Origin of the sequence: Pseudomonas kitaguniensis, from assembly GCF_009296165.1 — a bacterium.
In the GTDB taxonomy this organism is placed as follows: Bacteria; Pseudomonadota; Gammaproteobacteria; order Pseudomonadales; family Pseudomonadaceae; genus Aquipseudomonas; species Aquipseudomonas kitaguniensis.
Window position 1 is genome coordinate 12,306 of record NZ_VUAZ01000023.1, and the last position, 14,824, is coordinate 27,129.

The following is a 14,824-nucleotide window of genomic DNA, read 5'->3' on the forward strand; positions in this document are numbered from 1 at the left end:
CTACCTAAGTCAAAAATGGACCAAACAACGCTGATCCCCGTAGCGCGCGATTATCTAGTAGCCCGCGGTACAACGCATCAGGGACAACGAAGTATTTGTAGCGAAACCGTACGTTTTTAGGCATTAAAGTCGTTTTTAAACCATTCATGTCTGTATGAGGAATGTCACAGGGCCATCATTGACCAAATGCACCTGCATATCCGCGCCAAAACGCCCTGAAGCCACCTTGCCATGCAATTGTTGCGCTTGTAACAACAAGTGATCAAAAAGCGCTGCCCCGAGGGCTGGAGGCGCCGCCGTGGAGAAGCTCGGCCGCAACCCGCTTTTGGTATCCGCCGCCAGGGTGAACTGCGAGACCAGCAGCAAACCGCCACCGACATCCTTCAACGACAGGTTCATCTTGCCTTCGTCGTCGCTGAACACCCGATAGTTAAGCAGCTTGTGCAACAGTTTGTCGGCGCTCTCTTGCGTATCTAAAGGTTCGACGGCCACCAGCACCAGCAAACCCTGATCAATCGCCCCTACAATTTCCCCCGCGACTTCGACCCGGGCGCCACTCACCCGTTGCAACAGGCCCTTCATGCTTCTTCTGGTGGCAGATCAAGCAGGCGCCGTGCCATCTCGCCGGTTGCGCGCACCAATGCATCGGTAATGCCGGGCTCGGACGCGGCATGGCCGGCTTCGCGAATCACTTGCAACTCACTGTTGGGCCACGCCTGGTGCAGGTCCCAGGCATTGTCCAGCGTGCAAATCATATCGTAGCGGCCATGGATGATTACGCCAGGCAGATGGGCGATCTTGTGCATGTCGCGAATCAGCTGGTTGGGCTCCAGGAAGGAGTTGTTGGTGAAGTAATGGCATTCGATACGCGCGATGGACAGCGCACGCTGCGGCTCGGAAAACCGTTCAACGTGCTGCGGGCTCGGGCACAGGCCCAACATGCGCCCTTCCCAGCCGGACCAGGCTTTGGCCGCGTGCATTTGGGCAATCTGGTCGTTGCCGGTCAGGCGTTTGTGGTAAGCGGCGACCATGTCGTGGCGCTCATCGGCCGGGATTGGCGCGATGTAGTCCTGCCAGTAATCCGGAAACAGGCGGCTCGCGCCCTCCTGGTAGAACCAGCGAATATCCTGCGGGCGCGCCAGGAAAATGCCGCGCACGATCAGGCCGTGCACGCGCTCGGGGTGGGTTTGCGCGTAGGCCAGCGCCAGGGTCGAGCCCCAGGAGCCGCCGAACAGCACCCATTTATCGATACCCAAGTGTTCACGGATACGCTCAAGGTCTGCGACCAGGTCCCACGTGGTGTTGTTTTCGAGGCTGGCGCGAGGCGTGGAGCGACCGCAACCGCGTTGGTCGAAGGTGACGATTCGGTACAGGTTTGGATCGAAGTAGCAGCGGCTTTGGGCGTCGCAACCGGAGCCAGGGCCACCATGGATAAATACGACGGGCAAGCCTTCGGGGGAGCCGCTTTCATCGACGTACAGCGTGTGGGTGTCATCGACTGCCAGATCGTGGCGGGCATAGGGTTTGATCTGCGGGTACCAAGTCTGCATTGCGCGCTCCGTAGGGTGTCGGGTCCATCCCTGGGGGGACGTCGATTATTCTTGCCGTCCGGCATCATAAACCCGAATTGTGCAATGAGCATGTCCTTGAGCAATTAGACGTGTTTCAGCCCTGTGGCGAGCGGGCTGTTGCGGCAGGCTCGCCACAACAGCCCTCACTTCATGGCTTATCAGCCGTAGCGCTTGCGCCCCCACGCCAGAAGGCTTTGCAGCAACTGCTTGAGCACCACGCGTGTCGGCTCGGCCAGGTCGGTGCGATAACGGAACGGCTCGAACTCTTCCATATAAGTGCTTTGGCACAACTCCAGCTGCACCGCGTGAATAGCCTGCGCCGGGTTGCCGTAGTGCCGGGTGATATGCCCGCCCTTAAAGCGCCCGTTGAGCACGTGGGTGTACTGCGGATGAGTGGCGCAGATGGCTTCCAGCTGGCTGGCCAGTTCCGGGTCGCAGGCAGCGCCGTTGAAGGTACCGAGGTTGAAGTCCGGCAGCTTGCCGTCGAACAGGTGCGCGATCACCGAGCGAATCGAATGCGCGTCAAACAGCAGTGCGTAACCAAACTCGGCCTTGAGCCGTGCCAGCTCGTCTTGCAGGGTGCGGTGGTAGGGCACCCAAATTTTCTCAAGGTAAGTAGCGCGCTCCTCCTTGGACGGCTCCAGCCCCTCACGGAACAACGGCACGCCCTCGAACAAGGTTGCCGGATAAAGCCCGGTGGTGGCGCCGGCATACAAGGGTGTGTCGTCCGAGGGCCGGTTCAAGTCGATGACAAACCGCGAGTACTCGGCTGCCAACGTACTGGCACCCAGCGCCTCGGCAAAGTCGTACAGCGTGGGGATATGCCAGTCGGTGTCCGGCAGGCTTTGCGCCGCGTCGATCAACCCGGCCTCAACCGCAGGCGTCAGGCGCAACCCTGCATGCGGCATGCTGATCAGCAGCGGCACGCGGCCTTGTTTGAAGCTCAGAACCTTATCCACAACACTCCTCCTTAAACAGTCACGTCGACGCCGTGGCGCACCACGCGTTTATCCAACTCGCCGCCCAGCCAGTAGGCCAGATCAGCGGGGCGATCAATTTGCCAGGCGACAAAATCGGCGACTTTGCCGACTTCCAGCGAACCGTGCGTGTCGCCCATGCCCAACGCGCTGGCGGCGTGTTGCGTGGCACCGGCCAACGCCTCTTCCGGGGTCATGCGAAACAGCGTGCAGGCCATGTTCAGCATCAGCCGCACCGACAACGCCGGCGAGGTGCCGGGGTTAAGGTCGCTGGCGATGGCGATTTTCACGCCGTGTTTGCGCAGAGCGTCCATCGGCGGCAACCGGGTTTCGCGCAGGAAGTAAAACGCGCCGGGCAGCAGCACGGCGACGGTGCCGGACGCCGCCATGGCGATGGCGTCTGCTTCGGTCATGAATTCCAAATGGTCGGCGGACAACGCGTGGTAACGCGCGGCCAGGCTGGACCCGTGCAGCGACGAGAGTTGCTCGGCGTGCAACTTCACCGGCAGGCCAAGTTGCCGGGCGACTTTAAACACGCGTTCCACCTGCGCCGGGGAAAAGGCCAGGTATTCGCAAAAGGCGTCCACCGCGTCCACCAGCCCTTCTGCGGCGAGTGCCGGCAGCATCTCGTCGCAGATGTGATCGATGTAGTCGTCCGCGCGATCCTTGTACTCCGGCGGCAACGCGTGAGCCGCAAGGCAGGTGGCACGCACGCTGACCGGCAGCGCTTCGCCGAGGCGACGAATCACCCGCAGCAACTTGCGCTCGCTGGCAAGGTCGAGGCCATAGCCGGATTTGATCTCCACCGTGGTCACGCCATCGCGCAGCAAACTGCGCAAGCGTTTGTGGGCGCTGTCAAACAGCTGATCTTCGCTGGCTGCGCGGGTGGCGCGTACGGTGCTGGCGATGCCGCCACCCTGGGCGGCGATGTCGGCGTAGCTTGCGCCCTCAAGGCGCTGCTCGAATTCGCCGCTGCGATTGCCGCCAAACACCGTGTGGGTATGGCAGTCGATCAGCCCCGGGGTGACCCATGCGCCTTGCAGGTCATGCACCTGCGCATAATCTGCGGCCGGCAGTTCGCTGCGCGGGCCGATCCATGCGATCAGCGAACCGTGCGTGACCAGCGCGGCGTCTTCGATGATCGAATACTTGCCGTCGGCCATGGTTGCGATGTGGCAGTGTTGCCAGAGCGTTTTCATCAACGCCTCCCTGAATTATCGATGAGACAAAGCCTTGCGGGCTCAGAGGCTCGGCAGCAGTTGCGCAGGCACCAGCTCATTCAGGCAGCGGCTGGCGAGCAGCTCGGTGGCGGCGATGATGTCGGGGGCGAAGAACCGGTCCTTGTCGTAGAACGCGACTTTGTCGCGCAGAATTTCGCGGGCTTTTTCCAGCGTCGGCGAGGTTTTCAAACCGTTGCGCAGGTCCAGGCCCTGGCATGCCGCCAGCCATTCCACCGCCAACACACCACGGGTGTTCTCGGCCATTTCCCACAGACGTTTGCCCGCAGCGGGCGCCATCGACACGTGGTCTTCCTGGTTAGCCGAGGTTGGCAGGCTGTCGACGCTGTGCGGATGCGCCAGTGCTTTGTTTTCGCTGGCAAGCGCCGCAGCGGTGACTTGGGCGATCATGAAACCGGAGTTCACGCCGCCATTGCCTACCAGAAACGGCGGCAGTTGCGACATGTGCTTGTCCATCATCAGCGAGATACGCCGCTCACTCAGCGAGCCGATTTCGGCGATGGCCAACGCCATGTTATCGGCGGCCATGGCCACCGGCTCAGCGTGGAAGTTGCCGCCGGAAATCACGTCACCTTCGGCAGCAAACACCAGCGGGTTATCCGACACAGCGTTGGCTTCCACCACCAGCACCTCGGCGGCCTGGCGGAACTGGGTCAGGCAGGCGCCCATGACTTGCGGCTGGCAACGCAGCGAGTACGGGTCTTGCACCTTGTCGCAGTTCTGGTGCGACTGCGACACCTGGCTGCTTTCACCCAGCAGCGCGCGATACGCCGCCGCCGAGTCGATCTGCCCACGCTGGCCACGCGCCGCGTGAATACGCGCGTCGAACGGCGAGCGCGAGCCCAGCACAGCCTCGACGGTCAGGGCACCACAGGCGAGTGCGCCGGCGAATAAATCTTCACCTTCAAACAGGCCGCGCAACGCATAGGCGGTAGACACCTGGGTGCCGTTGAGCAGCGCCAGGCCTTCTTTGGCGGCGAGGGTCAACGGCGTCAGCCCGGCGACTTTCAGCGCCTCGGTCGCCTCCAGCCATTCGCCCTTGTAGCGCGCTTTGCCTTCGCCCAGCAGCACCAGCGACATGTGCGCCAGTGGCGCCAAATCGCCGGAGGCGCCGACCGAACCTTTCAGCGGAATGTGCGGGTACACCTCGGCATTGATCAGCGCGATCAGCGCGTCGATGACCTGCCGACGAATCCCCGAGAACCCACGGCTCAGGCTGTTGACCTTGAGCACCATGACCAGCCGCACCAGCGCGTCGCTGATCGGCTCGCCGACACCGGCGGCATGCGACAGCACCAGGGAACGCTGAAGGTTTTCAAGGTCGGCACTGGCGATGCGGGTCGAGGCCAGCAGGCCGAAACCGGTGTTGATGCCGTAGGCGGTGCGGTTCTCGGCGAGTATCTGCTCCACGCAGGCCACACTGGCGTCGATCTGCGCCGTGGCGCTGTCATCCAGGCTGAGGGTTACCGGCTGCTGGTAGATGGCCCGCAGTTGGGCAAGGCTCAGTTGGCCTGGAATCAGGTTTAGCGCAGTCACATTCATGCTCCTTGAAAATTATTGTTCAACGCAAATGGGGTAAAGCGGTGTCTTTAAGCAGCTTGGCGGCGCTCGCAATATCCGGCGCCAGCCAACGGTCTTGCGCGTAAGCCGGTACGACCTCACGCAACAAACGCCAGGCCTTGTCGGTGCCCGCGCCGAAACGCTGGCCCTTGAGAAACTCGAACGCCTGGGCCGCCAGCAAGTACTCGATGGCAAGAATTTGGGTGACATTGGCCAACAGCTGATGCAGCTTGAGCGCGGCGTTGGTGCCCATGCTCAGGTGGTCTTCCTGCAGGCCCGAGGTGACGAAGTTGTCGAGCACCGCCGGTTGCGCCAACTGGCGGTTTTGCCCGCACAAGGACGCGGCGACGTACTGCACGATCATCATCCCGGAGTTAACCCCGGGGTCGCTGACCAGAAAGGCCGGCAAGCCGCTGACGTGCGGGTTGATCAGGCGGTCGAGGCGGCGTTCGGCCACCGAGCCGATTTCGGCCATGGCGATGGCCATAAGGTCGGCGGCCAGCGCCACAGACTGCCCGTGCGGGTTGGCCTGTGAAACCACGCGGTAGTTGTGCGGCGTGCCGAGTACCAGCGGGTTGTCGGTGGCGCTGTTGAGTTCGGTCTCGACCTGGCGAGTCGCGTGTTGTATTTGGTCACGCGCTGCGCCGTGAATCTGCGGGATCGAGCGAATGCTCAAGGCATCCTGGGTACGCAGGCCTTTGCTGCTGGCGATCACCTCACTGCCGTCGAGCAAGGCACGCAGGTTGCTGCCGACGAGCTGCATGCCTGGATGGCGTTTGAGGGCGATGATTTCTTCGTCAAACGCGTCGATCTGCCCGCGCTGCGCTTCAAAACTCATGGCGCCGATCACGTCGGCCCATTGCAACAAATGCTGCGCGTCAGCCAGGGCCAGGCAGCTCAGGCCGGTCATGCATGGCGTGCCGTTGACCAGGCACAGGCCGTCTTTGGCGCCGAGCACCACCGGCTGCAAACCCTCGGCGTTCAGGGCGTGTTGTGCGCTGACGATTTGGCCGCGATAGCTCACCGTGCCAACACCGAGCAAGGCCACGCCCACGTGGGCCATGTGGGTCAAATAACCCACCGAACCCTGCGACGGCACCTGCGGCGTGATGCCGTGGTTGAGCAGCGCGAGCAACGCCTGCACCACCTGCGGGTGCAGGCCGGATTTGCCGTGGCTGTAATTGATAATTGCGGCGCAAATGATCGCGCGGGTTTGCTCGTCGCTGAGCGCCGGCCCGACGCCACAGGCGTGGCTCAGCAAAGTGTTGCGCGACAACTGGCTGAGTTGCTCGCCCTTAAGCGACACATTGCACAGCGCGCCCAGCCCGGTGTTGACGCCATACGCACGTTCGCCGCTGGCGACGATGCGCTGCACGATGGCTTGGGCGTTGTCGATGCGCGCCCAGGCCTGGCCCGAGAGTTCGAGTACGGCGCCAAAGCGTGCGACGGCGACCACGTCCTGCCAACGCAGCGGGCCGTCGGCGATGATGATTTTTGCTGCCTGTGACATCTTTGTACCTTCTTCAATTCTTGTGCAGCTTCACTGGCCTCTTCGGGAGCAAGTCGAAGCGTCGAACCGCCCCTCCCACAGGGGAAATGCATTCCAAATGTGGGAGCGGGCTTGCTCGCGAAAGGGCCAGCAGCCGCACCACACCTTTCGGATCAGACCACCGCCGCGCGCCGCTGAACAAACCGGTCCACATACTCATCCGCCGGCGAATGCAAAATCTCGCGCGGCGTGCCGACCTGGATCAGCTTGCCGTCCTTGAGGATCGCAATGCGGTTGCCGATGCGCACAGCCTCGTCGAGGTCGTGGGTGATGAACACGATGGTTTTGTGCAGGGTCTTTTGCAGCGCCAGCAATTGGTCCTGCATCTCGGCGCGGATCAGCGGGTCGAGGGCGCTGAAGGCTTCGTCCATCAGGATGATGTCGGTGTCGGCTGCCAAGGCGCGGGCCAGGCCGACACGTTGGCGCATGCCACCGGACAACTGATGCGGGTATTTGTTTTCGTAGCCCTTCAGGCCCACCGTTTCGACCCAGTGCAGGGCGCGTTCGGCGCACACCTGCTTGGTTTCGCCGCGCACTTTGAGGCCGTAGGCAACGTTGTCGAGCACGCTCTTGTGCGGCAACAAGCCAAAACTCTGGAACACCATGCTGATCTTGTGCCGACGAAATTGGCGCAGGGCGTCCATGTCGAGTTGCAGGATGTCTTCGCCGTCCACCAGGATCGCGCCACTGGTAGGGTCGATCAGGCGGTTGAAGTGGCGCACCAGCGTGGACTTACCCGAGCCCGACAGGCCCATGATCACAAAAATCTCGCCGGTAGCGATGCTCAGCGACAAGTCGTTCACGCCCACCACGCAACCGGTTTCGGCCAGCACCTGGTCTTTGCTCTTGCCCTGACCAATCAGCGCCAGGGCTTCTTTGGAGCGGTTACCGAAAATCTTGAAGACGTTTTTAACTTCAATTTTGCTGACGCTAGTCATTTGCTCGCCTCGTGCCGTGGACGACCATAGGCCTGGGTAATGCGGTCGATGACCACTGCAAGAATCACGATCGCCAGCCCGGCTTCCAGGCCTCGGCCGACGTTGAGGGTCTGAATGCCCACCAGTACATCTTCACCCAAGCCACGCGCGCCGATCATCGAGGCGATCACCACCATAGACAGCGCCATCATGGTGGTCTGGTTGATACCGGCCATGATGCTTGGCAGTGCCAGCGGCAGTTGCACGCCGAACAGTTGCTGCCAGCGGTTGGCACCGAACGCGTTGATGGCTTCCATGACCTCGCCATCGACTTGGCGAATGCCCAAGTCGGTCAGGCGGATCAGCGGCGGCGCGGCGTAGATCACCGTGGCGAAAATCGCCGGCACCTTACCCAGGCCGAACAGCATCAACACCGGAATCAGGTACACAAAGCTCGGCATGGTTTGCATGATGTCGAGCAATGGCATCAACACCGAGCGTAGGCGATTGCTGCGCGCCGACAAAATGCCCAGCGGAATACCGATCAGCACCGAGATCACCGTGGCGACCATCATCAGCGCCAGGGTTTGCATCAGCTTGTCCCACAGGCCAACCGCGCCCACCAGGAACAGCAAACCGACAATCACCGCCGTGGTCAGCACCTTGCGGGTGGCGTGCCAGGCAATGCCGCCGACGATGGCCAACATCAGCCACCAGGGCGCCGCGCGCAACAACCCTTCCAGGTTGACGATGGCCCATAGCAGGGTGTCGGAGATGTGCCGGAACACATCACCGTAGTTAGTGACCAGTGAGTCGACCCAACCGTTGACCCAGTCGGCGATGGAAAACGTAAAACTCTCAGGAAACATAGCGTGCTCTCGATCCAGTGGGTTGTGGCTGGGCGCCCGCTCGCCTGTTAAGGCGTGCGGGCGCACTCAACCTACAAGGCCGCGTCGATTTTTTTGGCTGCGTCTTCACTCACCCAGGCGTGCCAGACTTCAGGATGTTCCTTGAGGAAAATTTTCGCCAGTTTCGGCGACTCAATTCGTTCCTTGGCCATGCGGCCCAAGTTCTGGTTCAGCAGGTCGATGGGCAGGTTGACCTTTTCCAGCACGGCGACCAGTTCAGGCGCTTGCTCGTGGAAGGCTTTCGACAGGCCAACCTTGATGCTCACGCTTTTATCCACGCCGGGTCTTTCTTCCAGCTTGACCAGGTCGACCTGGCCCATCAGCGGGGTTGGCGACCAGTAATAGAACAGAATCGGCTCGCCGCGCTTGTAGCTCGACAGCACTGCCGCATCCAGCGCCGGGCCGGTGCCTGGGCGGAAGTTAGTGTAGGTGCTTTCGAGGCCATAGCTTTTGAGCATTTCACTGTTGTCCAGCTCACAGGTCCAACCGGCCGGGCAGTTGTAGAAACGGCCCTTGGACGGTTCTTCCTGGTCCTTGAACACGGCGGCATATTTGGCCAGGTCGGCGATGCTTTTCAGGCCCGGCGCCTTGGCTTCGAGTTTGCGTTTGGCATCGCCTTCGATCACGTAACGCGGCACGTACCAACCTTCAATGGCGCCCACAATCGGCGCACCCACGCCGACGACTTTGCCGGCCTTCTCGGCCTTGTTCCAGACTTCGCTGCGGCCGACCCATTCTTCGGCGAACACCTGAATGTCATTGCTGCTCAGGGCGTTTTCCATGGTGATGGAATTGCCCGGCAGGCTGTCGGTTTTGCAGTCGTAGCCCTTTTCGAGGACGGTTTGCAGGATGTCGGTGAGCAACATGCCGCTTTCCCAGTTCAGGCCTGCGAATTTCACCGGTTTACCGGATTCGCACCAGCCGGCCGCCTGCGCGCCAGCACTCGCCAACACGCTCACAGAGAACACTGTCGCCAGCAGGGTCTTAGTCATTTTCATTGTTGTGACGCTCCCAATCTTGAAATGGATTACGGCAGTCAGTAGGCGTCCTGCCCTGTCCACGTCCCATCAGGCTTGTGCAGCCAGCCCGTTATTTTTAGGGGTAGTTATGCGTGTAGCGCCCTGCTCTACCGGCAGAATCAGGTGTTCGGGGACTGCGCCGTGCCATTTTTTCGCACACAGGTAGTACAGGGCGGCGGGCAGCACCAGGCCGATGATCCAGGAAATATCCACATCACCCAGCGCGGCAACCAGCGGGCCGGTGTAGAACTTGGTGGAGATGAACGGCAATTGCACCAGCACACCAAACACGTAAACGCTGATACCGAGCGGGTTCCAGCGGCCGTAGCGACCGGTCGGATCGGCCAGTGCCGGTACGTCATAACGGTCGCGGGTGATGCAGTAGTAGTCCACCAGGTTGATCGCACTCCATGGCGTAAAAAACGCCAGCAGGAACAAGATGAAGGACTTGAATGCACCGAGGAACGAGTGCTGGCCGAGCAAGGCGATCAGGGTTGCAGCACCGACGATCACCAGCACGAACACCAGCCGCTGCAAGCGCGTCACCTCCAGGCGACCGCGAAAGCCACTGATGATGGTCGCAATGCACATGAAGCTGCCGTAGGAATTGAGCGTAGAAATAGTCACTTTGCCGAACGCGATGCTGAAGTACAGCAACGCAGCCGTCGCACCGGTGCCGCCCAACCCGACGATGTAGGCCACCTCGTGACCGGCGAACTGCCCGTTGGACATGGCGGCGGCAAACACGCCGAGGATCATCGCCACCTGTGCGCCAATCACCGAGCCCGCGCCAGCCGCCAGAAAGGTTTTCAGCGACGACGTGTTGCTCGGCAAGTAGCGTGAGTAGTCGGCCACGTAAGGGCCGAAAGCGATTTGCCAGGAGGCTGCGAGCGACACTGCGAGCAAAAAACTGCTCCAACTGAAGTGGCGGATTTGCAGGAGTGCACCCACGTCGGTCTGGCTGATCAGCCGACTGAACAGATAAACAAAGGCGATCACGCCAATGACGCTGGCGACACGGCCGATGAAATGGATCACCCGGTAGCCGAGCACCGTGACCAGCACAATGACACTGGCGAAGATCAGGATGCCAACGCTGTCGCTGACGCCAAACAACTGGCCCAGCGCCTGGCCGGAAAGCACCGCGCCGGTTGCGGTGAACCCCAGGTACATCAAACACACCAGCACAATCGGGATGGCCGCGCCATACACGCCGAACTGCACGCGGCTGGAAATCATCTGCGGCAGCCCGAGCTTTGGCCCTTGCGCCGCGTGCAACGCCATGACACCGCCGCCGAGCAATTGACCGATCAGCAGGCCGATCAACGACCAGAACACATCACCGCCCAACACCACGGCCAACGCCCCGGTGACGATGGCGGTGATCTGCAGGTTGGCACCCAGCCACAGGGTGAACTGGCTGAAGAGACGGCCGTGGCGTTCCGATTCCGGGATGTAGTCGATCGAACGTCGCTCGATCAACGGGGTGGTGCTTGCACGCGCGTCATTTGCAGCCATGGGTGTTCAACCTCTGATGGATTGTTTTCTGGGTGGCGCTGGCTTACTTGATCATCGGCAGGTTCAAGCCCTGCTCTTTGGCGCAGTCGATGGCGATCTGGTAACCGGCGTCTGCGTGGCGCATCACGCCGGTGGCCGGGTCGTTGTGCAGCACGCGGGCAATACGCTCGGCCGCCTCATCGGTGCCGTCGCACACAATCACCATGCCCGAATGCTGGGAGAAGCCCATGCCCACGCCGCCGCCGTGGTGCAGCGAAACCCAGGTCGCGCCGCTGGCGGTGTTGAGCAAGGCGTTAAGCAGTGGCCAATCGGACACGGCGTCGGAGCCGTCTTGCATGGATTCGGTTTCGCGGTTAGGGCTTGCAACCGAGCCGGAGTCGAGGTGGTCACGGCCGATGACGACCGGCGCCGACAACTCGCCGCTGCGTACCATTTCGTTGAACGCCAGGCCCAACTTGGCGCGCTGGCCGAGGCCAACCCAGCAGATACGCGCCGGCAGGCCCTGGAAGCTGATGCGCTCGCGGGCCATGTCCAGCCAGTTGTGCAGGTGGGCGTCGTCGGGGATCAGCTCTTTGACTTTGGCGTCGGTCTTGTAAATGTCCTGCGGGTCGCCCGACAGTGCGGCCCAGCGGAACGGGCCGATGCCACGGCAGAACAGCGGGCGGATGTACGCCGGCACAAAACCGGGGAAGTCGAAGGCGTTTTCGACGCCTTCTTCTTGCGCCATCTGGCGAATGTTGTTGCCGTAGTCGAAGGTCGGAATGCCCTGCTTTTGGAACTCAAGCATTGCTTTCACGTGCACGGCCATCGACTGTTTGGCGGCCTTGATCACGGCTGCTGGTTCGGTCTTGGCGCGGGCGCGGTATTCGTCCCACGTCCAGCCAGCCGGCAGGTAACCATTGAGCGGATCGTGGGCGCTGGTCTGGTCGGTGACCATGTCTGGGCGCACGCCGCGCTTGACCAGTTCCGGCAGAATTTCAGCCGCGTTGCCCAGCAGGGCGATGGAGATGGCCTTGCCTTCTTGGGTGTATTTGGCAATGCGCGCCAAGGCGTCGTCGAGGTCGGTGGCTTGCTCGTCGACATAACGGCTGGCCAGGCGGAAATCGATGCTGACCTGTTGGCATTCAATGTTCAGCGAGCAGGCGCCCGCCAGGGTAGCGGCCAACGGTTGCGCGCCGCCCATGCCGCCGAGCCCGGCGGTGAGTACCCAACGGCCCTTGAGGTTCGAATCGTAGTGCTGGCGCCCGGCTTCGACGAAGGTTTCATAGGTGCCCTGGACGATGCCTTGGCTGCCGATGTAGATCCAGCTGCCGGCGGTCATCTGGCCGTACATGGCCAGGCCCTTGGCGTCCAGTTCGTTGAAGTGTTCCCAACTGGCCCAGTGCGGCACCAGGTTGGAGTTGGCGATCAATACGCGCGGCGCATTGCTGTGGGTCTTGAACACGCCGACCGGCTTGCCGGATTGCACCAGCAGGGTTTCGTCGTCATTCAGGTGGGTAAGGCTCTCGACAATTTGGTCGTAGCACTCCCAGTTACGCGCTGCACGGCCGATACCGCCGTACACCACCAGTTCTTTCGGGTTCTCGGCCACTTGCGGGTCGAGGTTGTTCATCAGCATGCGCAGCGGTGCTTCAGTCAGCCAGCTTTTGGCGGTGAGCTTGTTACCGCGGGCTGCGCGGATTTCGACGTCACGGTATTTAGTAGGCTTAGCGGAAAAATCGGTCACAGCTGGACTCCTCGGCACGATGCGCGAACATGGAGGGTGCGAAAGGGAGTCTTACGCACACACCTTTACTTGTACATACAAGCATATGCAATCGAGCGGCCAACTTTCTGAGTGGGTTGTGGAGATTTTTTTGTGAGGCGTGCAAAAGCCTTGAAAATTAAGGCTTCGGGGCGGGATTAAATTTGTTTTGGGGGAGGTTTGCAGCGCAGGCTGGGTTGTGGCGACAGCGAGCGTTTGCGCCACGCTGGGGCGTTCGGTAACAAATTGGTGCACAGGGCTGGAAACAAAATTTTGTGACAATCACAGATCAACCGTGGGAGGGGGCTTGCTCCCGATGGGGGTGTGTCAGTGCCAGATGTACTGGCTGACACACCGCAATCGGGAGCAAGCCCCCTCCCACAGGTTTCCACAGTTTCCACAGTTTCCACAGTTTCCACAGTTTGCAGAGTTTGCAGAGTTTGCAGAGTTTGCAGAGCTTCCAGCGTTTTAACCGCGTGCAGTCAGTTCGATCAGGCAGCAGCGCCCGGTGACGGCGAGATCCAGCAGGCCAGTGTTACCGTCCACTTGCAGGCAATCGTGATGGCCGAGCTTTTGGTCGAGCACTTTCACCTCATCCGCCACGCTGAACACCAACACCGTCTGCGCGGTGCTGAAAAACCGCTGCACGCCGTCAATCCACTGCAGGCGCGCATGGTAGCGCTCAGGCGAATAAATCAGGTTGAAGTCGCGGATCGGCCCGGTGATCAAGCGGCACGACACTTCGCTCTCACCCTTGAACGCAAACGGCTGCAGCGTTAACAAGCCGCGCTGCTCCTCGCCGTCCACCGTCAGCACCATGCCGGCGCCTTTGATCACGGTGATCACGCGCTGGTAACCTTCGAAGGTCGAAAAGCCACCTGACTCGGCAATGTCGGCAATCGACAGGCGCCAGCCAAAACCCTCCAGGCCGGTGCCTGCGTCACGCGTGATTTCTTCGGTGCTGCCGCCGCCGTTTTTCCACGGCATGCGAATGTAATCGGCGCGCGCCAGACTTTCACTTCACTCATTTACTGAAACGCCCTTCCAGGCTATGACGGGAACCGGGGTGGATCAAACGCGCGGCGGTCACCGGCTGGCGACCCGACCAGGTGCGTCTGCGAATCAACAGGCACGGCTCGCTGGGCTCGATCTGCAACAGCTTGCACTCGGCGGCATCGGCGAGGATCGCTTCAACCACGTGCTCGCCTTCGGTCAGCGGCGCCACTTGGTTCAAATACGCGTAAGGGGTTTGCTGGGTGAAATCCTGCTGCAGGTATTCCGGCGCGACCAGTGCGTTGACGAACCGGTCTTCGATTTGCACCGGAATATCGTTTTCAAAATGCACGATCAGCGAGTGGAACACCCGCCCGCCTTCGCGCATTTCCAGGGCGACGGCGCGCTCGGAGCCGGCGGCCTCTTCGCCCAGGGTGATGACTTGGCAGGTGTGCCGATGGCCGCGGGAGGCGATCTCATCGGCAATGTTGTGCACTTCAAACAGCGCCGATTGGCTCTTGGGCTCGGCGACGAAAGTGCCGACGCCTTGCATGCGCACCAGCAACCCTTCGGCGGTGAGTTCACGCAGCGCGCGGTTGATGGTCATGCGGCTGAAGCCCAATTGGCTGACCAGTTCGCTCTCTGACGGTACGCGGTAATGCGGCGGCCAGTTGCCGTTGAGGATCTGCTGGCTGATCATTTGTTTGACGCGGGCGTACAAGGGCGCCGGACTTTCGTCCATGTGGGCAGCCAGCGAAGACTTGGCAGGCGGAGTCGGCACAGGGAATCCTTGCAGGGGGAAAAGATGCATAGATTGCCGGAGTTTACCG

General features: G+C 61.3%; 12 protein-coding genes and 1 pseudogene. All 13 read right to left on the minus strand.

Going from position 1 to position 14,824, the window contains the following annotated elements:
- Positions 1 to 144: 144 nt before the first annotated feature.
- The 13 genes and pseudogenes from dtd to hutC all read right to left on the minus strand — a co-directional run bounded on the left by dtd (position 145) and on the right by hutC (position 14,736).
- Positions 145 to 582: a D-aminoacyl-tRNA deacylase gene (gene dtd / locus F0169_RS05365; protein ID WP_152745935.1), complete on the minus strand. Its 438-nt coding sequence runs from the start codon at positions 580 to 582 to the stop codon at positions 145 to 147.
- Positions 579 to 1,550, minus strand: a complete 972-nt coding sequence (pip, locus tag F0169_RS05370) for a prolyl aminopeptidase (protein WP_058411849.1) — start codon at positions 1,548 to 1,550, stop codon at positions 579 to 581. The genes dtd and pip overlap by 4 nt, the downstream gene beginning before the upstream one ends.
- A gap of 179 nt (positions 1,551 to 1,729) precedes the next feature.
- On the minus strand, positions 1,730 to 2,530 hold the full coding sequence (gene hutG / locus F0169_RS05375) for an N-formylglutamate deformylase (RefSeq protein WP_058411850.1): 801 nt from the start codon (positions 2,528 to 2,530) through the stop codon (positions 1,730 to 1,732).
- Positions 2,531 to 2,541: 11 nt separating this feature from the next.
- Complete coding sequence (hutI, locus tag F0169_RS05380) at positions 2,542 to 3,747, minus strand: imidazolonepropionase (protein ID WP_152745936.1); 1,206 nt, start codon at positions 3,745 to 3,747, stop codon at positions 2,542 to 2,544.
- Between the two features lie 42 nt (positions 3,748 to 3,789).
- Positions 3,790 to 5,328 (minus strand): histidine ammonia-lyase, encoded by a 1,539-nt coding sequence (gene hutH, locus F0169_RS05385; protein ID WP_122251973.1) that lies wholly within the window; start codon positions 5,326 to 5,328, stop codon positions 3,790 to 3,792.
- A gap of 19 nt (positions 5,329 to 5,347) precedes the next feature.
- Positions 5,348 to 6,856: an HAL/PAL/TAL family ammonia-lyase gene (locus tag F0169_RS05390; RefSeq protein ID WP_152745937.1), complete on the minus strand. Its 1,509-nt coding sequence runs from the start codon at positions 6,854 to 6,856 to the stop codon at positions 5,348 to 5,350.
- Between the two features lie 152 nt (positions 6,857 to 7,008).
- Positions 7,009 to 7,833: a quaternary amine ABC transporter ATP-binding protein gene (locus F0169_RS05395; protein ID WP_122251975.1), complete on the minus strand. Its 825-nt coding sequence runs from the start codon at positions 7,831 to 7,833 to the stop codon at positions 7,009 to 7,011.
- Entirely contained in the window at positions 7,830 to 8,681 is an 852-nt protein-coding gene (locus F0169_RS05400) for an ABC transporter permease (RefSeq protein ID WP_058411854.1), read from the minus strand. The genes F0169_RS05395 and F0169_RS05400 overlap by 4 nt, the downstream gene beginning before the upstream one ends.
- A gap of 71 nt (positions 8,682 to 8,752) precedes the next feature.
- Complete coding sequence (locus F0169_RS05405) at positions 8,753 to 9,718, minus strand: ABC transporter substrate-binding protein (protein WP_152745938.1); 966 nt, start codon at positions 9,716 to 9,718, stop codon at positions 8,753 to 8,755.
- A gap of 69 nt (positions 9,719 to 9,787) precedes the next feature.
- Positions 9,788 to 11,257, minus strand: coding sequence for a purine-cytosine permease family protein (locus tag F0169_RS05410; RefSeq protein WP_152745939.1), 1,470 nt, complete (start codon positions 11,255 to 11,257; stop codon positions 9,788 to 9,790).
- 43 nt (positions 11,258 to 11,300) lie between these two features.
- Positions 11,301 to 12,983 carry a urocanate hydratase gene (gene hutU, locus F0169_RS05415; RefSeq protein WP_099240941.1) on the minus strand — a complete coding sequence of 561 codons (1,683 nt, stop codon included), beginning with the start codon at positions 12,981 to 12,983 and terminating at the stop codon, positions 11,301 to 11,303.
- A 486-nt stretch (positions 12,984 to 13,469) separates the two neighbouring features.
- Positions 13,470 to 14,029: pseudogene (locus tag F0169_RS05420) on the minus strand (HutD/Ves family protein).
- On the minus strand, positions 14,026 to 14,736 hold the full coding sequence (hutC, locus tag F0169_RS05425) for a histidine utilization repressor (protein ID WP_173668614.1): 711 nt from the start codon (positions 14,734 to 14,736) through the stop codon (positions 14,026 to 14,028). Before hutC ends, F0169_RS05420 begins: the two are co-directional and overlap by 4 nt.
- Positions 14,737 to 14,824 lie beyond the last annotated feature (88 nt).

What these genes read in the sequence shown, in the direction of transcription:
- dtd (WP_152745935.1), bottom strand. Translation starts at nt 582, where the DNA reads ATGAAGGGCCTGTTGCAACGGGTGAGTGGCGCCCGGGTCGAAGTCGCG.
- pip (WP_058411849.1), bottom strand. Translation starts at nt 1,550, where the DNA reads ATGCAGACTTGGTACCCGCAGATCAAACCCTATGCCCGCCACGATCTG.
- hutI (WP_152745936.1), bottom strand. Translation starts at nt 3,747, where the DNA reads ATGAAAACGCTCTGGCAACACTGCCACATCGCAACCATGGCCGACGGC.
- hutH (WP_122251973.1), bottom strand. Translation starts at nt 5,328, where the DNA reads ATGAATGTGACTGCGCTAAACCTGATTCCAGGCCAACTGAGCCTTGCC.
- F0169_RS05390 (WP_152745937.1), bottom strand. Translation starts at nt 6,856, where the DNA reads ATGTCACAGGCAGCAAAAATCATCATCGCCGACGGCCCGCTGCGTTGG.
- F0169_RS05395 (WP_122251975.1), bottom strand. Translation starts at nt 7,833, where the DNA reads ATGACTAGCGTCAGCAAAATTGAAGTTAAAAACGTCTTCAAGATTTTC.
- F0169_RS05400 (WP_058411854.1), bottom strand. Translation starts at nt 8,681, where the DNA reads ATGTTTCCTGAGAGTTTTACGTTTTCCATCGCCGACTGGGTCAACGGT.
- F0169_RS05405 (WP_152745938.1), bottom strand. Translation starts at nt 9,718, where the DNA reads ATGAAAATGACTAAGACCCTGCTGGCGACAGTGTTCTCTGTGAGCGTG.
- F0169_RS05410 (WP_152745939.1), bottom strand. Translation starts at nt 11,257, where the DNA reads ATGGCTGCAAATGACGCGCGTGCAAGCACCACCCCGTTGATCGAGCGA.
- hutC (WP_173668614.1), bottom strand. Translation starts at nt 14,736, where the DNA reads ATGGACGAAAGTCCGGCGCCCTTGTACGCCCGCGTCAAACAAATGATC.